The sequence below is a fragment of the Streptomyces sp. NPDC102274 genome, from assembly GCF_044766385.1.
Classification (GTDB): Bacteria; Actinomycetota; Actinomycetes; order Streptomycetales; family Streptomycetaceae; genus Streptomyces.
In genome coordinates, this window is record NZ_JBIWLW010000004.1 from 122,257 (window position 1) to 147,995 (window position 25,739).

The following is a 25,739-nucleotide window of genomic DNA, read 5'->3' on the forward strand; positions in this document are numbered from 1 at the left end:
ATACGAGGGCCCCTTCGTTCACATGAGGTGCGGTTTTTGTGACCGACATGCCACTCAAAGTGAGTGCGTGAGGGGGTGGGGACGATAAATTCGGCCGGCCTTGGTCCGCTCTCGGCGCGGGCTGTGTTCAACTCGTCAGTTCCCCACCGCGGAACGTCGCGGCAGACATCGCGACGGACAACAGGCCGACCGGCGCGCGGACCGCGCTCGCGACGGCGAGGAAGGCGTCGTGGAAGTCGTCGCTGACCGTGGGCGGTGACCGTACCGGGCCCCTCGGCGTGGCCCCTCGGCGTATCAGCCGCCGCGCGCCTCAGCGCTGGGCGCGGGTCAGCAGTCCCGTGACCAGCAGCTCCAGCAACTCCCGGAGCGTCGCGGTGAAGTCCAGCCGCATGGCCGCCAGCGTGGGATCGGCCTCGTACGCGGCCAGCATCGCGGCCGAGGGCTGCGCGTGGGTCCAGATCGCGCCGGCCGACAAGAAGGCGGCGGCGGCGCACCGCATCGCGTCGTGTTCGTCCAGCTCGGGTACGTAGGTGTGGATCAGCCGGGCCATGGCGGTGGCGTTGGCCATGGTGGCGCGCTTGTACTCCGCGGCGATCTGCGGGGAGACGTTCCGTTCCAGTACCGCGGCCTGTGCGCCGACCAGATCGCAGAGCACCGGGCGGTCCGCGAGTGTGTCCGCGAGCGCGCCGGCGAGCTGGTCGCCGCGTTCGTACGGTCCGGCGGTCCCGTCGACCGCCCTGGCGAGGGCGACGTCCAGCAGGTCCAGCCACTCCCGCATCGCGGTGTCCAGCAGTTCGAGCAGGACGGCCTCGCGGGACTCGAAGTAGCGCAGCACGTTCGACTTCGCCAGCCCGACCCGTCGGCTCAGCTCGTTGAGGCTCACCTGCGCCACGGGCATCTCGGCCAGCATCGCCGCCGCGGTGTCCAGGATCGCTTGCCGACGTACGGCGCGCTGCTCCTCGCTGCGGGCGCGCTGGAAGGGCGTTGTCATGGCCCCAGACTACAGACCCCCGGTCTGTTGTTAGTAGACCGGTGGTCTGCTAGCTTCGACAACAACAGACCGGCGGTCTACTACAAAAGGAGTCGCCATGTACACCGTCCCCGACCAGAGCGGGAAGCTCGCCGTCGTCACCGGCGCCAACAGCGGGACCGGCAAGGAAGCGGCCCGTCGGCTCGCCGGGGCGGGGGCACGCGTCGTGATGGCCGTCCGTACGGTCGCCAAGGGCGAGCAGGCCCGCGCCGAGATCCTGGCCCAGCACCCGGACGCCCGACTGGAGGTGCGCCGGATCGATCTGGCCGATCTGGCCTCCGTCCAGGAGTTCGCCGACGGGCTCGTCGCCGATGGCACCCCACTTGATCTGCTGGTCAACAACGCCGGCGTGATGTCCCCGCCCACCCGGCTGACCACGGCCGACGGCTTCGAGCTCCAGATGGGCAGCAACTACCTCGGCCCCTTCGCGCTGACCGTCCGGCTGCTTCCGCTGCTGCTCTCCGCCACCGCGCCGCGGGTGGCGACGATGAGCAGCGGTACGGCCAACTACGGCCGTATCCATTTCGAGGACCTCCAGTGGGAGCGCCGTCGCTACAGCCCCACCCTCTCCTACGCGCAGTCCAAGCTCGCCAACCTCATGATGACCCGGCACCTCGCGGCCCTCGCCGCCGAGCGGGGCTGGCACCTGCTGAGCACCGGCGCGCACCCCGGCTACACCCGCACGAACCTCCAGACGGCGGGGGCCAGTCTCGGCACCGGCAAGCCGTCGCGCCGGCTCTCCCTGCTCTCGTTCCTCGACGTCCTGCCCTCGCAGGACGTCCAACAGGGCACGGAACCACTGCTGTACGCGGCGGCCGATCCCGGTGCCGTGGCGGGCGGCTACTACGGTCCGGGCAAGCGGTTCGGCCTGGTCGGCCCCACCACCACCGCCGGCACGACCCGCCGTGCCCTCGACCCCGCCGCCAACGCCCGTCTCTGGGCCGAGTCCGAGCGCCTCACCGGAATCACGCTCCCGGCCCCCGCGGCCTGACACGGCAGACGGCGGCGCGCCCCGCGGCCGCGGGGCCTGGAGCCGAGAGCGTTGTGGGGGAGGATCTGGATGGAGGCGTGGTTGCCTGAGACGTCTACGGTCCGGGATCATGCGGTGGCGGACCGTGGCCGCCGGACTGGGGGGACCCGCTCATGCCTGCTTTATCCGCGCGCCGGGACTTGGCCACTCGCGTGGTTGAGGGGCTTTCCTCACCGTTGCTGAATGCGATGATCGGGGTCATAGGAGTCGCGGTGCCGGTGGCGGCTTGGGTCAACGACACCGCGAGGGCGAAGGACATCCTCTTCGCAGTGGAGACCGTGCTGGTACTTCTCCTGGTGGCCAACCACATGTGGTTGCGCAGTGCATACGTCACGCTGCGGAGAGCCAACAGTCGTGAGATGGCCGACAGCCAGTACTTCGACCTTGTGCGCTCTCAGCTGGAGCGCGAACTCATCGCGGATTTCGGGGAGATGGCAGACGGGCATCTTCAGGTGTACGCGTCGGAGGTGCCCCGGCTTTCCGTGTTGTTGTACAGGGTCCTCATCGAGGGCGGGTCCGAGCCCAAGCGGGTTCTCGCGGCCGACCTGACCACGAATCCGAACCTGCTCACCCAGCGGCGGGAGTACCTCGCCGTGAATCGCCGGCTCATCGAGGCGGGTGGCACGATTCAGCGGCTCTTCATCGCCTGGGCCACCGACCTGGCCCGTGAGGATTTCGCGAAGGCGCTGCTTCCGCTGATCAATCACCACCGGTCGCTCGGCGTGCAGTGCGGCATCGCGGTGCGTGACCGGTTCCGTGCGGATCAAGCCATCGACTTCGTCGTGGTCTCCGGAGCGGCGGTGCTCGTGGAGGAGGACCAGGGCGACGCCGATTACACGCGTGGCCGCTCCTCGGTGTACTTCAAACAGGTCGACCGCTGGACCGGCCGCTTCGAGTCGATCTGGGGACATGGCGTGCTGTCGGCCCCGTTCACGCTTCAGTCCTACGAAGCCGTGGTCCGTCCGATGATCGATGCCGGGACCTGGGATGCCGACCGGGTGCGGACGGCCGTGAACGAGCTGTGAGAACGGCGGTCCCGGGCAGGTGGGCGCGACGTCAGTAGAATGGCCTCCACCAGCCGGTCTGCGGGGCCGGTGCGAGTCGGAAAGCGGTCCTCGTCAGCCATGCCACATCTCTCGATCGCCAAGACCCACGGGTCACGCAACGACATCTTCGTGATCGACGGCTCCCCAGATGATCACTTCGCCTCCGCCGACGTCCCCCGTGCGGTGCAACAGCTGTGTGACCGACGGACGGGCCTGGGCAGTGACGGTGTGTACTTCCTCGCTGACAGCGGTGACGGGTCCGGCAAGGCGTGGTTCTTCAATCCGGACGGTTCGCCCGCTCTGCTGTGCGGTAACGGGATGCGCTGCGCCGGCCGGCTGCTGCTCGACCGGTACGACGCCGAATCCGCTGTCGTGCACACCGGACCGTACAGTTTCACCGTCCGCAGGGCTGACGACACCGCGCAGGGGGTGCGTCAGGTCTCGGTTGAGATGCCTCCCGTCGACTTCACCCCTGCCGATCCCGTCGTGGCCGGCGTTCAGTGGCCATTCGTGGGCCAGGTCCTCCCGGCGTTCCACGCCACCCGCACCGTGTCAGCTCTGGCGGTGCCCAACTCGCACCTGGTCAGTATCGTCGGCGCCTACGACGAAGCGGAGCTGGTGGAGACCGGACGCAGGGTTGCCGACGCCCCTGGTTCGTTTCCGATCGGTGCGAACGTCTCCTTCGTCCTGCCCTTGGACGACTCAGAAGTCTTCGTCCACACGTTCGAGCGCGGTGCCGGGCTGACCCCTTCCTGCGGCTCCGGTGTGGCGGCGTCGCGGGCGGTGTCCTCCAAGCTGGGCCTGGTCGATCCCGACGTCCGGCTGCGTGTCCGTAACCCCGGCGGTCCTGCGCGAACCTGGTTGCAGGAGAGCGGAGGCCGGTGGCAGCCTGTCCTGGAAGGCAACGCCACCGTGGTCTACCGCACCGAGCTCGACCCCGCCGATCTCTTGGGTGGCACTCCGCTGGAGTTCACCGGCGAGACGTATCTTCCGGAGATCAACGCCTTCACAGCGCTGTTCGACGATAATCTCAAGGCGTTGCACGCAGCCGGAGTCAACCTGACCATGATCTAGGGCGTGTTGGAGAAGTCCTGGCCCCCGCACCAGCGCTCATTGCGCGGGGATCGCGTCGGACTGTCGCCCCTGGTGATCATGGGGCGGGTGCGGGGCCATGAGGATGGGGCATGCTCACACCTTTAGGGATCATCGCGGCCGGATTCGCCTTGCGGCAGTTCGACCGATGGTGGTTCAGCCCGGCGCGGGGGCGTCAGTTCTCAGGATCAGTGCGGGCCGTCATGGCCTTGCAGCGCAGCAGGGCCAATAACCTCACGCCGGTGCTCCTGCTCGTCGGGCATTGGCTGGAACTTGTCGGCTGGTGGCAACTGGCCGCGCGCACGGGCCCTGTCGGATGGGGCGTCGTCGCTCTGGTCACGGCGGTGAAGTTCCGGCATTTGCAGGAGGTCAGCCACTTCACGGTGCACGGAGTGCTCACCCGTGACGGTGCCCTGGGCACCGCGTTGACCGAGGCGATGGTGCACGCTCCGCTCGGCTTCGTACCCGTGCCGGTACGGCGCGAGAAACACGTCCGGCAGCATCACCCCAACGCTACGGTCGCCGGGGTCGACCCCAACCTCGCCGAGCTTCACCGGGCGGGTCTGTGCCCCGAGGTCGGCTCTGGTCGATTCGCCTTGGCCGTGGTCTTCCCCTTGACCCTTGGCGGACTGGCTCACACCTGCCGCGGCCTGGCCGCCAATCTGGATCCGCGCCGCGCCTGTTGGTTGCGGCTGTGCCTCTTCACGGCCGTCCCCCTCGCTCTGGGGGTTCTCCTCGGCTGGCCCGCCGCCGTGTTCGGCTTCCTCGTCCCGCGATTCCTGTTCTACCCCCAACTGGCCTGGATGTCCCTGTTGGTTGAACACCGCTGGTTCGACGCCGAGCGGGCTACGGGCGGCCCCGCCGTTGTCGAGGCCGCCCGCTGTCTGCGTCTGTATCCGCGCAATCGTGTCCTGGCTCTGCTGGCTCGTGGCACCTGGCTCCCGTATGGAGATTTGTTCCACTATGCCCACTCGGTTCACCCGGCCGTGCGCTGGAACTATCTGCCCGGCCTGGAACGCGGCATCGGCACGCCCGCATACACCCCACGTGGCTTGTTGATCGGCAGCTCCACCGTGGTCGCCCACCACCGTCGCGCGCTCGCGGACGCGCGGGCGCCGGGCCGTACGGCCGGTGTCACGCGGCCGGCCGCGCGTGCCGACGAGTGACTTCCTCGGCGCGGGCCGTGGGCCGGGGTTTCGCTGCCCCTAGACGCCGGTCCGGTTGGGGCCGGGGTCGCGCTGTTCCTCGTCGAGCTCGCGCAGGCGCCGCAGGGCCGGGATGGCGGCGGCCAGTGCCGACCGCTCGTCCGCCGTCAGCTCGTCGACGAGCCGCGCGAACACCTCGGTGCTGACCCGCCGCCGGGCGCGGAGGTAGTCCGAACCCGATGCGGTGATGGCGACCAGCACGACGCGCCTGTCGTCCGGGTCGCTGCGGCGCTCGACGAAACCGGCCCGCTCCAGGGTGGTGACGAGGGTGGTCGCGGACGGCTGGGTGATTCCTTCGACCATGGCCAGGTCGGTGATACGGCGGGGACCCGTGCGGTTCAGGGTGGACAGGGCTGCCAGCGAGGTCAGGCTCATGTCCCGAGGCGCGTGTCGCAGCAGCGATGAGAGCAGCCCCTGCACGGCGTCGGCCGAGCGGGTCGAGCCGTCGGCGCTCCCCGTCTCGCTCCCGGAGATGGATCGACTCATACGCAGAAGCATAGCCAACCCCCGGCACTACATTGACAGTCTATATAGATTCTCAATACAGTTAGGTGACAGCGGAACCGTCGGCGCGGACGCCCCAGCCGAGAGGAAGACCTATGACCCACAGCGACTCTCCGCAGTGCTGCCGCGGCAACGCCGAAGAAGGAACCGCATGAGCAGCTCCCACGGCGCCCCTGCACACGCCGGCCCCGCGGCGGCGGAGGCACCGGGCGTCCAGAGCCCCTTCCGCCAGCCGAAGGCCGTCTGGGCGGTGGCGTTCGCCTGCGTGATCTCGTTCATGGGCATTGGTCTGGTCGACCCGATCCTGCCGTCGCTGGCCGACCAGCTGCAGGCCAGCCCGAGCCAGGTGTCGTTGCTGTTCACCAGCTATCTCGTGGTCACCGCGCTGGCGATGCTGGTCACCGGCTGGGTGTCCAGCCGTCTTGGCGCCAAACGGACGTTGGTCGTCGGCCTGGTGCTGATCGTGGTGTTCGCCGCGATCGCGGGCACCAGCGGGAGCATCGGGGAGATCGTCGGCTTCCGGGCCGGTTGGGGCCTGGGCAACGCCCTGTTCATCGCGACCTCGCTGGCGGTGATCGTCGGTTCGGCGAGCGGCGGGTTCAGCGGCGCGATCGTGCTCTACGAGGCGGCGCTCGGCGTCGGTATCGCCTGCGGCCCGCTGCTGGGCGGACTGCTGGGGAACATCAGCTGGCGCGGACCGTTCTTCGGCGTCGCCGTCCTGATGCTCATCGCCCTGGTGGCCACCGCGATCCTGGTCCCCCCGACCCCGCGACCGGAACAGCGCTCCTCCCTCAGCGAACCGATCAAGGCGCTGCGGCACCGCAGCCTGACCACCACCAGCGTCACCGGTCTGCTCTACAACTGGGCCTTCTTCACCGTCCTCGGCTACGCGCCGTTCCTGATGCACCTGTCCCCGCTGAAGCTCGGGGGTGTCTTCTGCGCCTGGGGCATATTGGTCGCGATCTTCGCGGTCTTCGGCGCCCCCATGCTCAAGTCCCGCTTCGGCACCGCCCGAACCCTGTACGCGTCCATGGTGCTGATGGCCGTCGACTCCCTGGTGATCGGCGTGTTTCCGGGGCACCCGGCAGCCGTCATCGGCGCGACCATCGCGTCCGGCATCTTCATCGGCGTCAACAACACCCTGGTCACCACCGCGGTCATGAGCATCGCTCCGGTACCGCGGCCCGTCGCGGCAGCCACCTACGGATTCGTACGGTTCATCGGCGGCGGACTCGCCCCGTTCGCAGCGGGCAAACTGGTCGAGCACTACAACACGCACGTCCCCTTCATCCTGGGGGCGGTGGCGGTCCTCGCGGGCGCCGTGGTGCTGAGCACGGTGCATGGCGCGTTGAGCGACGCCGACAGGGACGAAGCCCATGTGGGGACGTCACACGAGCGGACCGACGCCGAACAGGCGGTCGGTGAAATGCCAGGATTGCCCGAAGAGGCCGTCCTCGCCGAGGCGGCGCTGATCGAAGACCGCACCCTCGGCGACGGCATTCCGGGCACCCGCGCCGCACCCGACCGTCGGCACCCCTGAGCCGGCCCGGTCGTGGAAACCAGGGGCTTCGAACTCGGCTGTGACGGACCGTCGGTGCTCGTCGTCGGCATCGACGGCTCGGACACCTCGTGGCGCGCGATGTACTACGCGTTCGGACTGGCCCGCCGGCAACACAGCACCGTCATCGCCGTCTTCGTCGTCACCACGGCGGTCGCATTCGACGGCACCCCGATGCTCTCCTACCAGGGCGGCATCGAACTGGGCGCCGAACTCGGACACGCGGTCAAGGCCCTGGCCGACGAGTACCACGTCACAGCCCACTTCATGTGCCTCACGGGCGACCCGGTACTCACCCTCAGCGAAGTCGCCGCCGAACAGCGCGCGGACGCCGTCATCATCGGAGCCAGCCGGTCGTTCGGTCACCGGTTCTTCGGGTCCAAAGCGGTACGTACCGTACGACGCCGCCCATGCCCGGTGACCGTCGTCCCCTAGGACGAGGCGCGGGCGAGGCGCGGGCGTGCCACGGTCGGGGCACGGGCCGGGCGCGCGGAGACAGTCCGTCACGCACGACACGTACCCGCATCCCCCGAGCCGGGGTGCGGGTATGTGTCGTATGCGTATTCGTGCCGATATGTCAGAGGACGCGAACCGCGCCGCTCGGCGGGTCCCAGTCCAGGGTCCTCTTCACCACACCGGAGCCGGGGTTCTGCGCCCCGATGAACTCGCCGTCGCCAGCGTAGATCGCCGTGTGGTACGCGCTGCCCGCGCCACCCCAGTAAAGGATGTCGCCCGGCTGGAGGTTGCTCAGGGAGACCTGGGTGCCGGCCGTCGACTGGTCCTGCGAGACGCGCGGGAGGTCGACGCCGGCCTGGCGGTACGCGGCCTGGACGAGGCCGGAGCAGTCCCAGGCGTTCGGGCCTGTCGCGCCCATGATGTACGCGTCGCCGAGCTGTGCCTGGGCGAACGCGAGGACGGTGGCGGCGGAGCCGGTCGCTTGCGAGGTCGTCTTCGAAACCGTGGAGGTGGTCGAGCCTGAGGAGGAGCCCGAGTCGGAGTTCGAGGACGAGGAGGACGACAGCGTCGTGCGCTCCGCGGCGCGGGACGCGCGCTCGGCGGCGGCGGCCTTGGCGCGGGCGGCCGCTTCGGCCTTCTTGGCCGCTTCGGCCTTCTTCTTCGCCTCGGCCTTGCGATCGGCCTCGGCCCTGAACTTCTTGGCGGTCTGCGCGGCGGTGGTCGCCGCGGTGTCCTGCTGGGCGCGCAGGTCAAGGAAGTTCGCGACGCGCTGCGTGGCCTCGGCGGACCGCGTGAAGTCGCTGACGAGCCCGGAGGTGAGCGTGGGCATTTCTATGGTCTGGGTGGTCACCGGCTCGGCGTTCGCCGGTCCGGCGGCACCTGCGACCGCGATGGTGCTGAGGACGCCACCGGCAACTCCGCTACGGAGGACGACTTTCGACGCGCTGCGGCGGGGCTTCCGGTGGCTGGGTATGTGAGCGGTGTGGGACATGAGACCTACGGCTATCAGGTGAGACCTGGTTCCCGTCAAGCAAGGTGTGTTGCGCCACAGTTACGTTCGGAATATTTGAATCCGCTTAGCTTCGGGTCTTATTGACGCCGTAACGGGCAAACCGGGCATGCGTGATCATGGCTGTGATCACGGCCTTTCAGATAAACGTCCGAATTGCCTGCCACTTACCACCCCTTCACACTCGTGGCCAAGCCTTCTTGTCCTGACGGTTGAGTGAGGTGGTGGAGGTCACAGAGTGGTCACCGCTCGGCGGTCGGAACGATCACGGAGTCCGCGCCGGGTGATCTCGGGGTCCTCCGACACGCTCGCACGCCTCGCTGAAGACGCTCGCGGAGCTGTCCCGGTTGCTCGTGAATGCGTGCACGTGTCCACGTCGGTCCGAACTTCCCCCTCGCGCGAGTGACCGTCGGGCCCTTATCACGGTATACTGTTTTATTGCAAATTTGCTTGTACGGTGCATCGCTTGATAGGGCAACGCGGCCCCGACCAGGGGAAACGGGCTCGGTTGTCACATCTGGTGACCACCCGGCCGCTTCACGTATGAAGATCACCGCTCATCCGACTTCATGATCCTTCGTCGGGTGGTGGAGATCACAAAGCTGTTGCTGTACCCCGTGTCGCAGATCACAGACCACCGGGCATAAGATGCGGGGCAGTCGGGCTTGTGAACTGCCTCACATGTACGCGATCTTCGGGGATCGTGGCCGGGGCGGCGAGGCGAACCGCCCGGTGCGATCCATCGGTCAAGGACGACTGGAAGGAGCTGAGGGGCGTGAATTCCTACGCACCCATCCTCGTGCTCGGCGCCCTCGGGGCTGGGTTTGCGATCTTCTCCGTGGTCATGGCCACGCTTATCGGCCCAAAGCGCTACAACCGGGCCAAAATTGAAGCGTACGAGTGTGGCATCGAGCCCACGCCGACGCCGGCCGGAGGCGGCCGTTTTCCCATCAAGTACTACCTGACGGCGATGCTCTTCATCATCTTCGATATCGAGGTCGTCTTCCTTTACCCCTGGGCTGTCACCTTCGACTCCCTGGGGATTTTCGGGCTCGTGGAGATGCTGCTCTTCGTGCTCACCGTCTTCGTCGCCTACGCGTATGTGTGGCGGCGCGGCGGTCTGGAATGGGACTAAAGGGGCTGAGGGGCCACCAATGGGACTCGAAGAGAAGCTGCCGAGCGGCTTTCTGCTGACCACCGTCGAACAGGCCTCGGGCTGGGTGCGGAAGTCATCCGTCTTCCCCGCGACCTTCGGCCTCGCCTGCTGCGCCATCGAGATGATGACGACCGGTGCCGGGCGGTACGACCTGGCGCGGTTCGGCATGGAGGTCTTCCGCGGTTCGCCGCGCCAGGCCGATCTGATGATCGTGGCCGGGCGGGTGAGCCAGAAGATGGCGCCGGTTCTGCGGCAGGTCTATGACCAGATGCCCAACCCCAAGTGGGTGATTTCCATGGGGGTTTGTGCATCATCGGGCGGAATGTTCAATAACTACGCGATTGTCCAGGGTGTGGATCACATTGTCCCTGTCGACATCTATTTGCCCGGCTGCCCACCACGCCCCGAGATGCTGATGGACGCCATTCTCAAGCTCCACCAGAAGATCCAGAGCTCCAAGCTCGGGGTCAACGCGGAGGAAGCGGCCCGCGAGGCGGAGGAGGCGGCCCTCAAGGCGCTCCCAACGATCGAGATGAAGGGGTTGCTGCAGTGACCGGCGACCAGGGATCCGGAGAGCGGCCCTCCGGAAACAACGTTCCGTCCGCACGCGAGGACACCGGCGAGCCCATCCGCGTACAGAAGGGCATGTTCGGCGCCAACAACGGCGGCGACACCTCCGGATACGGCGGGCTCGTCAGGACCGTGATGCTGCCGGGCGCCTCCGCCCGGCCGTACGGCGGTCCCGGCGGGTCCTTCGACGAGATCGCCGACGAACTCGAAGGCGCGCTGGAGGAGCAGGGGCTCGTCCCGGAGAACGCCATCGAGAAGACGGTCGTCGACCGCGGCGAACTCACCTTCCACATCGCCCGCGAGCATCTCGTCCGGGTGGCGCGCACCCTGCGCGACGACCCGGCGCTGCGCTTCGAGCTCTGCACCGGGGTGTCGGGCGTGCACTTCCCCAGCGACAAGGGCCGCGAGCTGCACGCCGTCTACCACCTGCGCTCGCTCACCCACGGCCGGCTGATCCGTCTTGAGGTCTCCGCGCCGGACGCCGACCCGCATGTGCCGTCCCTGGTCGAGCTCTATCCGACCAACGACTGGCACGAGCGCGAGACGTACGACTTCTTCGGGCTGATCTTCGACGGCCACCCCGCCCTGACCCGGATCATGATGCCGGACGACTGGCAGGGCTTCCCGCAGCGCAAGGACTATCCGCTCGGCGGTATCGCCATCGAATACAAGGGCGCCCAGATCCCGGCTCCGGACCAGCGGAGGTCGTACTCCTGATGTCTGCACCCCACGCACCCCAGGCCCCCCACGCCACGCCCCGCGCGACCACCGAGGGCACCGTATATACGGTCACCGGCGGCGACTGGGACGAGGTCGTCCAGACCGCGGCCAAGGCCAACGACGAGCGGATCGTCGTCAACATGGGTCCCCAGCACCCCTCCACCCACGGGGTACTGCGGCTGATCCTGGAGATCGAGGGCGAGACCGTCACCGAGGCCCGCTGCGGCATCGGCTATCTGCACACCGGCATCGAGAAGAACCTCGAATTCCGCAACTGGACGCAGGGCACCACCTTCGTCACGCGCATGGATTACCTGACGTCGTTCTTCAACGAGACGGCGTACTGCCTGGGCGTGGAGAAGCTGCTCGGCATCGAGGACGACATCCCGGACCGGGCCACGCTCATCCGCGTCCTGCTGATGGAGCTGAACCGGCTCTCCTCGCATCTCGTCTGTATCGCCACCGGCGGTATGGAGCTGGGCGCGACCACGATCATGATCTACGGGTTCCGTGATCGTGAACTGATTCTCGATGCCTACGAGCTGATCACCGGCCTGCGCATGAACCACGCGTTCATCCGCCCCGGCGGACTCGCCCAGGACCTGCCCCCCGGCGCCATCGACTACCTGCGCGAACTGCTGAAGACGCTGCGGAAGAACCTGCCGGAGTACGACAAGCTCGCCACCGGCAACCCGATCTTCAAAGCCCGTATGCAGGACGTCGGCTATCTCGATCTGACCGGCTGCATGGCGCTGGGCGCCACCGGGCCGATCCTGCGCGCCGCAGGGCTCCCGCACGATCTGCGCAGGAGCGACCCGTACTGCGGTTACGAGACCTTCGACTTCGAGGTCCCGACCGCCGACACCTGCGACGCGTACGGCCGTTTCCTCATCCGTCTGGAGGAGATGCGCCAGTCGCTGCGGATCGTCGAACAGTGCCTGGACCGGCTGGAGCCGGGCCCGGTGATGGTCGCCGACAAGAAGATCGCCTGGCCCGCGCAGCTCGCGCTCGGCCCCGACGGTCTGGGCAACTCGCTCGACCACATCAAGAACATCATGGGCACGTCCATGGAGGCTCTGATCCATCACTTCAAACTGGTGACGGAGGGCTTCCGGGTCCCACCGGGCCAGGTGTACGCCGCCGTGGAGTCGCCCAAGGGCGAACTCGGCGTACATGCCGTCTCCGACGGCGGCACCCGCCCGTACCGGGTCCACTTCCGTGACCCGTCCTTCACCAATCTCCAGGCCATGGCGGCGATGTGCGAGGGCGGCCAGGTCGCCGACGTCATCGTCGCCGTCGCGTCCATCGACCCCGTGATGGGAGGCGTCGACCGGTGACCACCACACCGCCCAACGCGGAAGTGAGCCTGGGGATGCCACAGCTCCCCGCTCCCGACTACCCGGCCGATGTACGTGCCAGGCTGGAAGCGGACGCCAAGGAGATCATCGGCCGCTACCCCGGCTCCCGGTCCGCGCTGCTTCCACTGCTGCACCTCGTGCAGTCCGAGGAGGGGTTCGTCTCCCGTACGGGGATGGCCTTCTGCGCGGAACTGCTCGAACTGACCACCGCCGAGGTCACGGCCGTCGCGACCTTCTACTCCATGTACCGCCGCAAGCAGGGCGGCGACTACCAGGTCGGCGTCTGCACCAACACGCTCTGCGCGGTGATGGGCGGCGACGCCATCTTCGACGCGCTGAAGGAGCACCTCGGCGTCGGCAACAACGAGACGACCGAGGACGGCAAGGTCACCCTCGAACACATCGAGTGCAACGCGGCCTGCGACTTCGCGCCCGTCGTGATGGTGAACTGGGAGTTCTTCGACAACCAGACGCCGGACAGCGCCAGGCGGCTCGTCGACGACCTGCGCGAAGGGCAGACCGTCCGGCCCACCCGCGGCGCCCCGCTGTGCACCTACAAGGAGACCGCGCGCATCCTCGCCGGCTTCCCCGACGAGCGCCCCGGCGCCGTCGAGGCCACCGGCGGCGCCGGGCCCGCGTCGCTGACCGGCCTGCGGCTGGCCAAGGGCGAGGTACCCCAGCGGGTGGTACGGCCCCGGGACGGCGCGCATCCGCAGGACGATCCGCAGCCCGGCGCAGCCGAGGAGGGGAAGTGATGACGATGGCCGCCGCGCTCAACGAGAACGGGACCAGCCCCGAGAAGCTCCTCGCACCCGTCCTGTCCGCCTTCTGGGACCAGCCGGAGTCCTGGACGCTGGAGACCTACGAGCGGCACGAAGGGTACGAGGGGCTGAAGAAGGCCCTCGCCATGCCGCCCGACGAGGTCATCGCGTACGTCAAGGACTCGGGCCTGCGCGGCCGCGGCGGCGCGGGCTTCCCCACCGGGATGAAGTGGCAGTTCATTCCGCAGGGCGACGGCAAGCCGCACTACCTCGTCGTCAACGCGGACGAGTCGGAACCGGGCACCTGCAAGGACATCCCGCTCCTCTTCGCCAATCCGCACTCCCTCATCGAGGGGATCGTGATCGCCTGCTACGCGATCCGCTCGCAGCACGCGTTCATCTATCTGCGCGGCGAGGTCGTCCCCGTACTGCGCAGGGTGCACGAAGCGGTGCGCGAGGCCTACGCGGCGGGGTACCTCGGCAAGAACATCCTGGGCAGCGGGCTCGATCTCGATGTCATCGTGCACGCGGGCGCGGGCGCGTACATCTGCGGCGAGGAGACCGCGCTGCTCGACTCCCTGGAGGGCCGTCGCGGACAGCCCCGGCTGCGTCCTCCCTTCCCGGCGGTGGCGGGCCTCTACGCCTGCCCCACTGTGGTGAACAACGTCGAGTCCATCGCGTCCGTTCCCGCGATCCTCAACCGCGGCAAGGACTGGTTCAAGTCGATGGGAAGCGAGAAGTCCCCGGGCTTCACGCTCTACTCGCTCAGCGGCCATGTCACCGGCCCCGGCCAGTACGAGGCGCCGCTCGGCGTCACCCTGCGCCAGCTGCTCGACATGAGCGGCGGCATGCGGGCGGGCCACCGGCTCAAGTTCTGGACACCGGGCGGCTCCTCGACCCCGATGTTCACCGACGAGCACCTCGATGTCCCGCTGGACTACGAGGGCGTGGGGGCCGCCGGCTCCATGCTCGGCACGAAGGCGCTCCAGTGCTTCGACGAGACCACCTGCGTCGTCCGGGCCGTCACCCGCTGGACCGAGTTCTACGCCCATGAGTCCTGCGGCAAGTGCACGCCGTGCCGCGAGGGGACGTACTGGCTGGTGCAGCTGCTCCGCGACATCGAAGAGGGCAAGGGACAGCTGTCCGACCTCGACAAGCTCAACGACATCGCCGACAACATCAACGGCAAGTCCTTCTGCGCGCTCGGCGACGGCGCCGCGGCCCCGATCTTCTCCTCGCTCCAGTACTTCCGCGAGGAGTACGAGCAGCACATCACGGGCAAGGGCTGCCCCTTCGACCCCGCGAAGTCCACCGTCTGGGCAGACCGGAACCCGCACCTGGAGGTGAACGCATGACCGTGACGACGAGCGCTCCCTCCGGCGGCGGCGAGGCGGCGGTCCCGCCCGAGGATCTTGTCTCGCTGACCATCGACGGCATCGAGATCTCCGTCCCCAAGGGGACCCTGGTGATCCGCGCCGCCGAACTCCTCGGCATCGAGATCCCGCGCTTCTGCGACCATCCGCTCCTCGACCCGGCCGGCGCCTGCCGCCAGTGCATCGTCGAGGTGGAGGGCCAGCGCAAGCCGATGGCCTCCTGCACCATCACCTGCACCGACGGCATGGTCGTCAAGTCGCAGCTGACCTCGCCGGTCGCCGAGAAGGCCCAGCGCGGGGTGATGGAGCTGCTGCTCATCAACCACCCGCTGGACTGCCCGGTCTGCGACAAGGGCGGTGAGTGCCCGCTCCAGAACCAGGCCATGCAGGTCGGCGACCCCGACACCCGCTTCGAGGGCAAGAAGCGCACGTTCCAGAAGCCCGTCCCGATCTCCACGCAGGTGCTGCTGGACCGCGAGCGGTGTGTGCTGTGCGCGCGCTGTACGCGGTTCTCCAACCAGATCGCGGGCGACCCGATGATCGAGCTGCTCGAGCGGGGCGCGCTCCAGCAGGTCGGTACCGGCGAGGGCGACCCCTTCGAGTCGTACTTCTCCGGGAACACCATCCAGATCTGCCCGGTCGGGGCGCTGACCTCGGCCGCGTACCGCTTCCGCTCCCGCCCGTTCGACCTGGTGTCCTCGCCGAGCGTCTGCGAGCACTGCGCGGGCGGCTGCGCCACCCGGACCGACCACCGGCGCGGCAAGGTCATGCGGCGGCTGGCCGCCAACGACCCCGAGGTCAACGAGGAATGGCTGTGCGACAAGGGGCGGTTCGGCTTCCGCTACGCGCAGAAGCCCGACCGGCTCACCACCCCGCTCGTACGCAACGAGGACGGCGTCCTCGAACCGGCGAGCTGGCCCGAGGCGCTGGAGGCCGCGGCCCGCGGTCTGAGCGCAGCGCGCGGCCGGGCCGGGGTGCTCGCGGGCGGCCGGCTCACGGTTGAGGACGCCTACGCCTACGCCAAGTTCGCCCGGGTCGTCCTCGACACCAACGACATCGACTTCCGCGCGCGCGTGCACAGCGTGGAGGAAGCCGACTTCCTGGCCGCCCATGTCGCGGGTCACGGCCGCGACCTGGACGGTACGGGGCTCACGTACACCACGCTGGAGAAGGCTCCGGCCGTGCTGCTCGCGGGCTTCGAGTCCGAGGAGGAGGCGCCCGGCGTCTTCCTGCGGCTGCGCAAGGCGCACCGCAACCACGGCCAGCGCACCTTCTCGATCGCCACGTACGCCACCCGCGGTCTGGAGAAGGCCGGCGGCACGCTGCTGCCGGCCGCGCCCGGCACCGAGACCGAGTGGCTGGACGCGCTGGCGGCCAACCCGGTCAGCGCCGGACTCGAAGGGGACGGCGAACGGGCCTCCCAGGCGCTGCGCGAGCCGGGCGCCGTGATCGTCGTCGGCGAGCGGCTCGCGGCCGTACCCGGCGGGCTCACCGCCGCCGCGCGGGCCGCCACCGCGACCGGCGCGAAGCTGGTGTGGATCCCCCGGCGGGCCGGCGAGCGCGGCGCCGTGGAGGCGGGCGCGCTCCCGTCACTGCTGCCCGGCGGCCGTCCCGCCACCGACCCACGGGCCCGTGAGGAGACCGCGGCGGTCTGGGGCGTACGCGAACTGCCGCACCACTACGGCCGCGACACCGGCCAGATCATCGAGGCCGCCGCCACCGGCGAGCTGGCCGCCCTGGTCGTCGCGGGTGTCGAGGTCGCGGATCTGCCCGACCCGGCGGGCGCGCGGGCCGCGCTGGACGCCGTCGGCTTCCTCGTCTCGCTGGAGCTGCGGCCGAGCGAGGTCACCGAGCGGGCGGATGTGGTCTTCCCGGTGGCCGCCGTCGCGGAGAAGTCCGGCACGTTCCTCAACTGGGAGGGCAGGGCGCGGCTGTTCGAGGCCGCGCTGAAGCCGGAGCAGATGACGCGGCGCCTGGCCCCGGCCGACGCGCGTGTGCTGCACATGCTGGCCGACACGCTCGCCGCCACCGAGGACGCCGACGGGCTCGGCGACTTCGGACTGCCGGACCTGAGGGCCGTGCGCACCGAGCTGGACCGGCTCGGCCGCTGGGAGGGACCGCGCGCCACCGAGCCGCTGGAGTCGTCCCGTCCGGTGCCCAGGCCCGGTGACGGCGAGGCCGTCCTCGCGGGCCACCGGCTCCTGCTCGACCTCGGCCGTCTCCAGGAGGGCGACGACGCGCTGGCGGGCACCCGGCACGCGGCGGTCGCCCGGCTCTCCGCCACGACGGCCGCCGAGACGGGCGTCAAGAACGGCGACGAGCTGTCCGTCACCGGCCCGTTGGGCACGGTCACGCTCCCGCTCCAGGTCACGGAGATGCCGGACCGGGTGGTCTGGCTGCCGCTCAACTCGACGGGCGGTGGGGTCCTCGCGGACACCGGCTCCCGCCCCGGCACGCTCGTCCGTATCGGCCCGGCCGAGGCAAGGGACGCGGCCACGGAAGCACCGGAGGTGCGCGCATGACCGCCCTCGCCCAGCTCGCGGCGGCCCCGGGGACCGTCCTCGCCGCCGAGGACCTGTCGATGTTCGGCCGCGACCCGTGGTGGCTCGTGGTCGTCAAGGCCGTGTTCTGCTTCGCGTTCCTGCTGCTGACCGTGCTCTTCGCCATCGTGTGGGAGCGCAAGGTCGTCGCCTGGATGCAGCTGCGCATCGGCCCCAACCGGCACGGCCCCTGGGGCATGCTCCAGTCCCTCGCCGACGGCGCCAAGCTGATGTTCAAGGAAGACATCATCGTCAAGCGCGCGGACAAGGTGGTCTACGTCCTCGCGCCGATCATCGCGGCGGTGCCGGCGTTCATGGCGATCGCCGTGATCCCGTTCGGCCCGGCCGGCAACGAGGTGTCGATCTTCGGCCACCGCACCACGATGCAGCTGACCGACCTGCCGATCGCGATGCTCTACATCCTCGCGGTCGCCTCCGTCGGGATCTACGGCATCGTCCTCGCGGGCTGGTCCTCGGGGTCGACGTATCCGCTGCTCGGCGGGTTGCGCTCGTGCGCGCAGATGATCTCGTACGAGATCGCCATGGGCGCCGCGTTCGCGTCGGTGTTCCTGTACTCGGGGTCGATGTCGACCTCGGCGATCGTCGAGGCCCAGGCCGACCGCTGGTACATCATCCTGCTGCCGGTCTCCTTCATCATCTACATCGTCACGATGGTGGGCGAGACCAACCGCGCCCCCTTCGACATGCCGGAGTCCGAGGGCGACCTCGTCGGCGGCTTCAACACCGAGTACTCATCGATCAAGTTCGCGATGTTCATGCTCGCCGAGTACATCAACATGGTCACCGTCTCGGCCGTCGCGACCACCCTCTTCCTCGGCGGCTGGCGCGCTCCGTGGCCGATCTCCACCTTCTGGGAGGGCGCGAACCACGGCTGGTGGCCGCTGCTCTGGTTCGTCGTCAAGATCCAGCTGCTGCTGTTCTTCTTCATCTGGCTGCGTGGCACGCTGCCGCGCGTGCGCTACGACCAGCTGATGAAGCTCGGCTGGAAGGTCCTGATCCCGGTCTCGGTGGTCTGGCTGATGGTCGTCGCGACCGTACGGGCCCTGCGCAACGAGAACTACGGCTTCCAGTCGATCGTGCTGTACGTCCTCGGGGCGGTCATCGCGATCCTGCTGCTCTCCTTCGTCGCGGACATCTTCCGCGACAGGAAGGAGAAGGCCGCGGCGGCGAACGAACCGGAACCCCCGGCCTTCGACCCGATGGCGGGCGGATTCCCCGTACCGCCGCTGCCGGGACAGGAGTTGCCGCCCGTACCGCGCAGGCGGCCACGACGTGACCGCGAGCTGATTGTCAGTGGCGGGGGCAATACTGTGAGTGACGGTACCGAGAGTGACGGAAAGGAGGCTGACAGTGTCTGACTCTTCGCCGGGGGACATCCCGCGTCCCCCCCGGAATCCGGTGGCCGGCTTCGGCGTGACCTTCAAGGCCATGTTCAAGAAGCGGCTGACCGAGCAGTACCCGGAACAGCAGAAGGTGACGGCGCCGCGCTTCCACGGCCGGCATCAGCTGAACCGGCATCCGGACGGGCTGGAGAAGTGCATCGGCTGCGAGTTGTGCGCCTGGGCGTGCCCGGCGGACGCGATCTACGTGGAGGGCGCTGACAACACGGACGAGGAGCGCTACTCCCCGGGGGAGCGCTACGGCCGCGTCTACCAGATCAACTACGCGCGCTGCATCCTGTGCGGTCTGTGCATCGAGGCGTGCCCGACCAGGGCGCTCACGATGACCAATGACTTCGAGCTGGCCGACAGCTCCCGCGAGAACCTGATCTATACGAAGGAGCAGCTTCTCGCGGGCCTTGAGGAAGGCATGGTCGACTCCCCGCACTCGATCTTCCCGGGCACCGACGAACAGGACTACTACCGGGGGCTGGTCACCGAGGCCGCGCCGGGTACGGTCCGGCAGGTCGCGGTGAGCAAGGGCGAGAAGCCGACGGACGAGGAGGTCGGTGCATGAGCCTGCTCGCCGCATCCTCCCTCTCGTCCGTCAGCTCCGTCACGTCCTTCACCTCCGCCGCCACGACGACCTCGACCGGCGAGGCCGTCCAGTTCTGGATCCTCGGCACCGTCGCCGTCATCGGCGCGCTCTGCACGATCCTGATGAAGAAGGCCGTGCACAGCGCGCTGTGTCTGGCCGCGACGATGATCGTCCTCGCGGTCTTCTATCTCGCCAACGGGGCTTATTTCCTGGGCGTGGTGCAGATCGTCGTCTACACCGGCGCGATCATGATGCTGTTCCTCTTCGTGGTCATGCTGGTCGGTGTCACCGCCGCCGACTCCCTCAAGGAGACGTTGAAGGGCCAGCGTTGGTGGGCCGCCGCCTGCGGGCTCGGCTTCGGCGTCCTGCTCATCGCCGGGATCGGCAACGCCTCGCTGAGCTCCTTCACCGGGCTCGGCCAGGCCAACGCCGGCGGCAATGTCGAGGGACTGGCCGCCCTGATCTTCACGCGGTACGTCTTCGCCTTCGAGATCACCGGCGCGCTGCTGATCACCGCGTCGGTCGGCGCCATGGTACTCACGCACCGCGAGCGCATCGAACGGGCCAAGACCCAGCGGGAGCTGGCCGAGGAGCGCGTACGCAAGGGCACGCAACTGCCGCCGCTGCCCGCCCCCGGTGTCTACGCCCGGCACAACGCGGTGGACATCGCCGGGCTGCTGCCGGACGGCACCCCGTCCGAGCTGACGGTCAACAAGACGCTCAAGGACCGCGGGCAGATCCGCGATGTGTCGAACGAGGCCATCGCGGACCTCAAGGCGCTGGAGCAGCGGTCGTCGGAGCGGCTGGGCCGCGAGGATGAGGAGGTCAAGCGATGAATCCGGTCAACTACCTCTATCTCGCCTCGGTGCTGTTCACCATCGGCGCCGCCGGGGTGCTGATCCGGCGGAACGCGATCGTGGTGTTCATGTGCGTCGAGCTGATGCTGAACGCCTGCAACCTCGCGTTCGTCGCCTTCTCCCGGATGCACGGCAATCTCGACGGCCAGATCATCGCCTTCTTCACGATGGTCGTCGCCGCCGCGGAGGTCGTGGTCGGGCTCGCGATCATCGTGTCGCTGTTCCGTTCCCGCCACTCGGCCTCGGTCGACGACGCCAGCCTGATGAAGCTCTGAGGGGTCGCTGAATCGTGGAGAACTTGATTGCGCTGCTCGTCGCGGCGCCTCTGCTCGGAGCGGCGGTCCTGCTGTGCGGCGGGCGTCGGCTCGACCGCGTGGGCCACTGGCTCGGCACACTGCTGGCCGCCGCGTCCTTCGTGATCGGTGTCGTGCTCTTCAGCGACATGCTCGGCAAGAGCGGCGAAGGACGCTCCCTGCACCAGCATCTGTTCAGCTGGATCCCCGTCGAGGGGTTCCAGGCGGACGTCGCCTTCCAGCTCGACCAGCTGTCGATGACCTTCGTCCTGCTGATCACCGGCGTGGGCACGCTCATCCATATCTACTCGATCGGGTACATGGAGCACGATGAGCGGCGCCGCCGCTTCTTCGGCTATCTGAACCTGTTCCTGGCGGCGATGCTGCTGCTGGTCCTCGCCGACAACTACCTGCTGCTGTACATGGGCTGGGAGGGTGTCGGGCTCGCCTCGTACCTGCTCATCGGGTTCTGGCAGCACAAGCCCAGCGCGGCCACGGCCGCCAAGAAGGCGTTCCTGGTCAACCGCGTCGGCGACATGGGTCTGTCGATCGCGATCATGCTGATGTTCACCACCTTCGGGACCTTCGCCTTCGGTCCCGTCCTGTCGTCCACGGGTGACGCGACGGAGGGCAAGCTGACGGCGATCGGCCTCATGCTGCTGCTGGCCGCGTGCGGCAAGTCGGCGCAGGTGCCGCTGCAGTCCTGGCTCGGTGACGCGATGGAGGGCCCGACCCCGGTCTCGGCCCTGATCCACGCGGCGACGATGGTGACGGCGGGCGTGTATCTGATCACCCGCTCCGGCGCGATCTTCAACGCGGCGCCGGACGCACAGCTGGCGGTCGTGGTGGTCGGCGCGGTGACGCTCCTCTTCGGTGCGATCGTCGGTTGCGCCAAGGACGACATCAAGAAGGCCCTCGCGGGCTCGACGATGTCGCAGATCGGCTACATGATCCTGGCGGCGGGCCTCGGACCGATCGGCTATGTCTTCGCGATCATGCACCTGGTGACGCACGGCTTCTTCAAGGCCGGGCTCTTCCTCGGCGCCGGCTCGGTCATGCACGGCATGAACGACGAGGTCGACATGCGGAAGTACGGCGGCCTGCGGAAGTACATGCCGATCACGTTCGTCACGTTCGGGCTCGGCTATCTGGCGATCATCGGCTTCCCCGGTCTGTCCGGCTTCTTCTCCAAGGACAAGATCATCGAGGCCGCCTTCGCCAAGGGAGGTACGGAGGGCTGGATCCTCGGCGCCGTCACGCTGCTGGGCGCCGCGATCACCGCGTTCTACATGACGCGCGTGATGGTGATGACGTTCTTCGGCGAGAAGCGCTGGCAGCCGGACGAGAAGGGACACGAGCCGCATCCGCACGAGTCCCCGAAGTCCATGACCATCCCCATGATCATCCTGGCCTTCGGCTCGGTCCTCGCCGGCGGGTTCTTCTCCATCGGTGACCGCTTCCTGCACTGGCTGGAGCCCGTCACCGGACACTCGCACGGTAACCCGCCGGTCAGTGCGGCCACCGTCACCACCGCCACCGTGGTCGTCATGGTTCTCGGGGTGGCCCTCGCCTGGTTCATGTACGGACGCAAGCCCGTGCCGGTGGCCGCCCCGCGCGGCTCGCTGCTCACCCGCGCCGCCCGCCGCGATCTCCTTCAGGACGACTTCAACCATGTGGTCCTGGTCCGCGGCGGCGAGCACCTCACCCGCTCCCTGGTCTATGTCGACCACACCCTGGTCGACGGCGTGGTCAACGGCACCGCGGCGTCGTTCGGCGGGCTCTCCGGCCGGCTGCGCAAGCTGCAGAACGGCTACGCCCGCACCTATGCGGTCTCGATGTTCGGAGGTACGGCAGTGCTCATCGCCGCGACCCTGCTGATGAGGGCGGTGTAACGGACATGTCGTTCCCGCTCCTGACGGCGACGGCCGCGCTGCCCGCGGTCGGCGCGATCGTCACGGCGGCCGTCCCGGCCGCCCGGCGCACCGCCGCCAAGTGGCTGGCGCTGATCTTCTCGCTCGCCACGCTCGTGCTGGCGGCCCTCGTGGTGGTCCGCTTCGAGCCCGGCGGTGACCGCTATCAGCTCACCGAATCGCACGCCTGGATCTCGGACTTCGGAGTCCGTTACGAACTGGGCGTGGACGGCATCGGGGTGGCGCTCCTCGCGCTGACCGCGCTGCTGATCCCGTTCGTGATCCTGGCCGGCTGGCATGACGCCGACCCGCTGGAAGAAGTGAACCCGAACCGCCGCTGGCGGCCGACCCAGGGCTTCTTCGCGCTGATCCTGATGGTCGAGGCCATGGTGATCCTCTCCTTCGAGGCCACCGACGTCTTCCTCTTCTACATCCTCTTCGAAGCCATGCTCATCCCGATGTACTTCCTCATCGGCGGCTTCGGCGACCGCGCCCATGCGGGCGGGGACGAGGCGGCGGCGACCCAACGCTCGTACGCGGCCGTCAAGTTCCTCCTCTACAACCTGGTCGGCGGCCTGATCATGCTGGCCGCCGTCATCGGGCTCTATGTCGTCGCGGGCAGCTTCTCGCTCTCCGAGATCGCCGAGGCGCGGGCCAACGGCTCGCTGTCCATCGCGACCGACACCGAGCGGTGGCTCTTCCTCGGCTTCTTCTTCGCCTTCGCGGTGAAGGCGCCTCTGTGGCCGCTGCACACCTGGCTGCCCAACGCCATGGGCGAGGCCACCGCGCCCGTCGCCGTACTGATCACCGCCGTGGTCGACAAGGTCGGCACGTTCGCGATGCTGCGCTTCTGCCTCCAGCTCTTCCCGGAGGCGTCCAAGTGGGCCACCCCGGTGATCCTGGTGCTGGCGCTGATCAGCATCGTCTACGGTGCGCTGCTCGCGGTCGGCCAGCGGGACATGAAGCGGCTGATCGCGTACGCGTCGATCTCGCACTTCGGCTTCATCATCATGGGCATCTTCGCGATGACCAGCCAGGGCCAGTCGGGCGCCACGCTCTACATGGTCAACCACGGGATCTCGACGGCCGCGCTAATGCTGGTGGCCGGCTTCCTGATCACCCGGCGCGGCTCGCGGCTCATCGCGGACTACGGCGGGGTGCAGAAGGTCGCGCCGGTTCTCGCGGGGACGTTCCTGATCGGCGGGCTCGCGACGCTCTCGCTGCCGGGGCTCTCCCCGTTCGTGAGTGAATTCCTGGTCCTGGTCGGCACGTTCAGCCGGTATCCGGTGATCGGCATCATCGCCACCATCGGCATCGTGCTCGCCGCGCTCTATGTCCTCGTGCTCTATCAGCGCACGATGACCGGGCCGGTGAAGGCCGAGATCAGGACGATGCCGGATCTGCGCGTCCGGGAGCTGGTGGTCATCACTCCGCTGATCGCGCTGCTCCTCTTCCTGGGTGTCTATCCGAAGCCGCTGACCGAGATCGTCAACCCCGCGGTGGAGCACACGCTCTCCGACGTACAGCAGACCGATCCCAAGCCCGAGGTGGAGGCCGCTCCATGAGTGCGACTGTCGTCCACAGCCTGTGGACAACGACGGCGGCCGACGGGATCACCAAGATCCCGGCCCCGAACATCGAGTACGCGCAGCTGTCACCCGTACTGATCGTGCTGGGAGCGGCGGTCCTCGGCATCCTGGCCGAGGCGTTCGTCCCGCGCCGGGGCAGGTACCACACCCAGCTGTTCCTCTCCGTGGTCGCCCTGGCCGCCGCCTTCGCGGCGGTGATCGGCCTCGCGGCCGGTGGATACGGCACGACCAAGAAGCACATCGCGGCCATGGGCGCCATCGCCGTCGACGGCCCGGCGCTCTTCCTCCAGGGCACGATCCTGCTGGCCTCGATCGTCGCCGTGTTCACCTTCGCCGAGCGCAAGCTCGACCCGGAGGCCCACGGCAACCGCGTCGACTCCTTCGTGGCGCAGGCCGCGGCCGTACCGGGCAGCGACAACGAGAAAGCGGCGGTCAAGGCCGGGTTCACCACCACCGAGGTGTTCCCGCTGGCCCTGTTCGCCGTCGCGGGCATGCTGGTCTTCCCGGCGGCCAACGATCTGCTGACGCTCTTCATCGCGCTGGAAGTCTTCTCGCTCCCGCTCTACCTCCTCTGTGCCCTCGCCCGCCGCAAGCGGCTGATGTCGCAGGAGGCGGCGGTCAAGTACTTCCTGCTGGGCGCCTTCTCGTCGGCGTTCCTGCTCTTCGGGATCGCCCTGCTCTACGGCTACGCGGGCTCCGTCTCGTACGCGCGGATCGAGGAGGTCGTCAGCGGCACCGCCCAGAACGTCAGCCCGGCCCTCGCCGACACCATGGGCAATGACGCGCTGCTGCTGATCGGCGGCGCGATGGTGCTGATGGGGCTGCTCTTCAAGGTCGGCGCGGTGCCGTTCCACATGTGGACCCCGGATGTCTACCAGGGCGCGCCCACACCGGTCACCGGCTTCATGGCCGCGGCGACCAAGGTGGCCGCCTTCGGCGCGCTGCTGCGGCTGCTGTACGTCGTGCTGCCGGGGCTGCGCTGGGACTGGCGGCCGGTGATGTGGGGCGTCGTCATCGTCACGATGCTGGGCGGCGCGATCGTCGCCATCACCCAGACCGATATCAAGCGCCTCCTGGCGTACTCCTCGATCGCGCACGCGGGCTTCATCCTGGCCGGTGTGATCGCGGGGACGAGCGACGGCATCTCGTCCGTCCTCTTCTATCTGGCGGCGTACTCCTTCGTCACGATCGGCGCGTTCGCGGTCGTCACGCTGGTGCGCGACGCGGGCGGCGAGGCGACCCATCTGTCCAAGTGGGCCGGGCTCGGGCGGCGTTCGCCCCTGGTGGCCGCGGTCTTCGCGGTCTTCCTGCTCGCCTTCGCCGGTATCCCGCTGACCTCGGGCTTCTCCGGGAAGTTCGCGGTCTTCAAGGCGGCTGCGGACGGCGGCGCGGGTGTGCTGGTGGTGGTCGGTGTGATCGCCTCGGCGATCGCCGCGTTCTTCTACATCCGGGTCATCGTGCTGATGTTCTTCAGCGAGCCGAAGCCGGAGGGTCCGACGGTCGCGGTGCCGTCGGCGCTGACGACGACGGCGATCGCGGTGGGCGTAGCGGTCACGCTGGTCCTGGGCGTGGCCCCGCAGTACTTCCTGGACCTGGCGGGCCAGGCGGGCGGGTTCGTGCGGTAGCGCGGTAGCCGCGCGTGCCGTTGGATTCGAGCCGGCTGCCCGGCACCCGTCGCGGGTGC

Annotated in this window: 23 protein-coding genes; 20 read left to right on the forward strand and 3 right to left on the reverse strand. The window is 68.6% G+C overall.

Going from position 1 to position 25,739, the window contains the following annotated elements; translation table 11 throughout:
- Window positions 1-310: 310 nt before the first annotated feature.
- The gene (locus ACIRQP_RS07105; protein WP_403884690.1) at window positions 311-991 is read right to left on the reverse strand and encodes a TetR/AcrR family transcriptional regulator; all 681 of its coding nucleotides are present in this window, start codon (window positions 989-991) and stop codon (window positions 311-313) included.
- 97 nt (window positions 992-1,088) lie between these two features.
- Here ACIRQP_RS07105 and ACIRQP_RS07110 point away from each other — a divergent pair, with 97 nt between their 5' ends.
- The 4 genes from ACIRQP_RS07110 (at window position 1,089) to ACIRQP_RS07125 (ending at window position 5,364) form a co-directional block, all read left to right on the forward strand.
- Entirely contained in the window at window positions 1,089-2,021 is a 933-nt protein-coding gene (locus tag ACIRQP_RS07110) for an SDR family oxidoreductase (RefSeq protein ID WP_403884693.1), read from the forward strand.
- A gap of 251 nt (window positions 2,022-2,272) precedes the next feature.
- On the forward strand, window positions 2,273-3,085 hold the full coding sequence (locus ACIRQP_RS07115) for a hypothetical protein (RefSeq protein ID WP_403884696.1): 813 nt from the start codon (window positions 2,273-2,275) through the stop codon (window positions 3,083-3,085).
- Window positions 3,086-3,184: 99 nt separating this feature from the next.
- Window positions 3,185-4,180 (forward strand): diaminopimelate epimerase, encoded by a 996-nt coding sequence (gene dapF / locus ACIRQP_RS07120; protein WP_403884699.1) that lies wholly within the window; start codon window positions 3,185-3,187, stop codon window positions 4,178-4,180.
- 110 nt (window positions 4,181-4,290) lie between these two features.
- Window positions 4,291-5,364 carry a fatty acid desaturase gene (locus ACIRQP_RS07125; protein ID WP_403884702.1) on the forward strand — a complete coding sequence of 358 codons (1,074 nt, stop codon included), beginning with the start codon at window positions 4,291-4,293 and terminating at the stop codon, window positions 5,362-5,364.
- Window positions 5,365-5,403: 39 nt separating this feature from the next.
- Here the strand turns inward: ACIRQP_RS07125 and ACIRQP_RS07130 are convergent, their stop codons facing one another.
- Window positions 5,404-5,889 (reverse strand): MarR family winged helix-turn-helix transcriptional regulator, encoded by a 486-nt coding sequence (locus tag ACIRQP_RS07130; RefSeq protein ID WP_403884705.1) that lies wholly within the window; start codon window positions 5,887-5,889, stop codon window positions 5,404-5,406.
- Between the two features lie 169 nt (window positions 5,890-6,058).
- On the opposite strand from ACIRQP_RS07130, the gene ACIRQP_RS07135 reads away from it, so the two are divergent.
- Window positions 6,059-7,447 carry an MFS transporter gene (locus ACIRQP_RS07135; protein ID WP_403884708.1) on the forward strand — a complete coding sequence of 463 codons (1,389 nt, stop codon included), beginning with the start codon at window positions 6,059-6,061 and terminating at the stop codon, window positions 7,445-7,447.
- Between the two features lie 12 nt (window positions 7,448-7,459).
- Window positions 7,460-7,900 carry a universal stress protein gene (locus ACIRQP_RS07140; RefSeq protein ID WP_403884711.1) on the forward strand — a complete coding sequence of 147 codons (441 nt, stop codon included), beginning with the start codon at window positions 7,460-7,462 and terminating at the stop codon, window positions 7,898-7,900.
- 142 nt (window positions 7,901-8,042) lie between these two features.
- On the opposite strand, the gene ACIRQP_RS07145 is transcribed toward ACIRQP_RS07140, so the two are convergent.
- Window positions 8,043-8,912, reverse strand: coding sequence for a C40 family peptidase (locus ACIRQP_RS07145; RefSeq protein WP_403884714.1), 870 nt, complete (start codon window positions 8,910-8,912; stop codon window positions 8,043-8,045).
- 793 nt (window positions 8,913-9,705) lie between these two features.
- Here ACIRQP_RS07145 and ACIRQP_RS07150 point away from each other — a divergent pair.
- Genes ACIRQP_RS07150 through nuoN form a run of 14 tightly spaced genes read left to right on the forward strand, consistent with a single transcriptional unit; the run spans window position 9,706 to window position 25,680 of the window.
- Window positions 9,706-10,065: an NADH-quinone oxidoreductase subunit A gene (locus tag ACIRQP_RS07150; protein ID WP_030351361.1), complete on the forward strand. Its 360-nt coding sequence runs from the start codon at window positions 9,706-9,708 to the stop codon at window positions 10,063-10,065.
- 19 nt (window positions 10,066-10,084) lie between these two features.
- Window positions 10,085-10,639, forward strand: a complete 555-nt coding sequence (locus ACIRQP_RS07155) for an NADH-quinone oxidoreductase subunit B family protein (RefSeq protein WP_030351362.1) — start codon at window positions 10,085-10,087, stop codon at window positions 10,637-10,639.
- Entirely contained in the window at window positions 10,636-11,373 is a 738-nt protein-coding gene (locus ACIRQP_RS07160) for an NADH-quinone oxidoreductase subunit C (RefSeq protein WP_403884719.1), read from the forward strand. The genes ACIRQP_RS07155 and ACIRQP_RS07160 overlap by 4 nt, the downstream gene beginning before the upstream one ends.
- Window positions 11,373-12,713 carry an NADH-quinone oxidoreductase subunit D gene (locus tag ACIRQP_RS07165; protein ID WP_403884722.1) on the forward strand — a complete coding sequence of 447 codons (1,341 nt, stop codon included), beginning with the start codon at window positions 11,373-11,375 and terminating at the stop codon, window positions 12,711-12,713. The genes ACIRQP_RS07160 and ACIRQP_RS07165 overlap by 1 nt, the downstream gene beginning before the upstream one ends.
- A 35-nt stretch (window positions 12,714-12,748) precedes the next feature.
- Window positions 12,749-13,489: an NADH-quinone oxidoreductase subunit NuoE gene (nuoE, locus tag ACIRQP_RS07170; RefSeq protein ID WP_403885368.1), complete on the forward strand. Its 741-nt coding sequence runs from the start codon at window positions 12,749-12,751 to the stop codon at window positions 13,487-13,489.
- Window positions 13,489-14,850, forward strand: coding sequence for an NADH-quinone oxidoreductase subunit NuoF (gene nuoF / locus ACIRQP_RS07175; protein ID WP_403884725.1), 1,362 nt, complete (start codon window positions 13,489-13,491; stop codon window positions 14,848-14,850). The genes nuoE and nuoF overlap by 1 nt, the downstream gene beginning before the upstream one ends.
- Window positions 14,847-17,390 carry an NADH-quinone oxidoreductase subunit G gene (locus tag ACIRQP_RS07180; RefSeq protein ID WP_403884728.1) on the forward strand — a complete coding sequence of 848 codons (2,544 nt, stop codon included), beginning with the start codon at window positions 14,847-14,849 and terminating at the stop codon, window positions 17,388-17,390. Before nuoF ends, ACIRQP_RS07180 begins: the two co-directional genes overlap by 4 nt.
- On the forward strand, window positions 17,387-18,787 hold the full coding sequence (gene nuoH / locus ACIRQP_RS07185) for an NADH-quinone oxidoreductase subunit NuoH (protein ID WP_403884731.1): 1,401 nt from the start codon (window positions 17,387-17,389) through the stop codon (window positions 18,785-18,787). Before ACIRQP_RS07180 ends, nuoH begins: the two co-directional genes overlap by 4 nt.
- A complete protein-coding gene (gene nuoI, locus ACIRQP_RS07190) occupies window positions 18,780-19,385 on the forward strand; it encodes an NADH-quinone oxidoreductase subunit NuoI (RefSeq protein WP_403884734.1) in 606 nt (201 codons plus the stop codon). The genes nuoH and nuoI overlap by 8 nt, the downstream gene beginning before the upstream one ends.
- Complete coding sequence (locus ACIRQP_RS07195) at window positions 19,382-20,242, forward strand: NADH-quinone oxidoreductase subunit J (protein ID WP_403884737.1); 861 nt, start codon at window positions 19,382-19,384, stop codon at window positions 20,240-20,242. Before nuoI ends, ACIRQP_RS07195 begins: the two co-directional genes overlap by 4 nt.
- The gene (gene nuoK / locus ACIRQP_RS07200) at window positions 20,239-20,538 is read left to right on the forward strand and encodes an NADH-quinone oxidoreductase subunit NuoK (protein ID WP_403884740.1); all 300 of its coding nucleotides are present in this window, start codon (window positions 20,239-20,241) and stop codon (window positions 20,536-20,538) included. Before ACIRQP_RS07195 ends, nuoK begins: the two co-directional genes overlap by 4 nt.
- A 14-nt stretch (window positions 20,539-20,552) precedes the next feature.
- The gene (gene nuoL / locus ACIRQP_RS07205; RefSeq protein ID WP_403884743.1) at window positions 20,553-22,448 is read left to right on the forward strand and encodes an NADH-quinone oxidoreductase subunit L; all 1,896 of its coding nucleotides are present in this window, start codon (window positions 20,553-20,555) and stop codon (window positions 22,446-22,448) included.
- A gap of 5 nt (window positions 22,449-22,453) precedes the next feature.
- Entirely contained in the window at window positions 22,454-24,031 is a 1,578-nt protein-coding gene (locus ACIRQP_RS07210; protein WP_403884746.1) for an NADH-quinone oxidoreductase subunit M, read from the forward strand.
- Entirely contained in the window at window positions 24,028-25,680 is a 1,653-nt protein-coding gene (gene nuoN / locus ACIRQP_RS07215; protein ID WP_403884749.1) for an NADH-quinone oxidoreductase subunit NuoN, read from the forward strand. The genes ACIRQP_RS07210 and nuoN overlap by 4 nt, the downstream gene beginning before the upstream one ends.
- The last annotated feature ends 59 nt before the right edge of the window (window positions 25,681-25,739 follow it).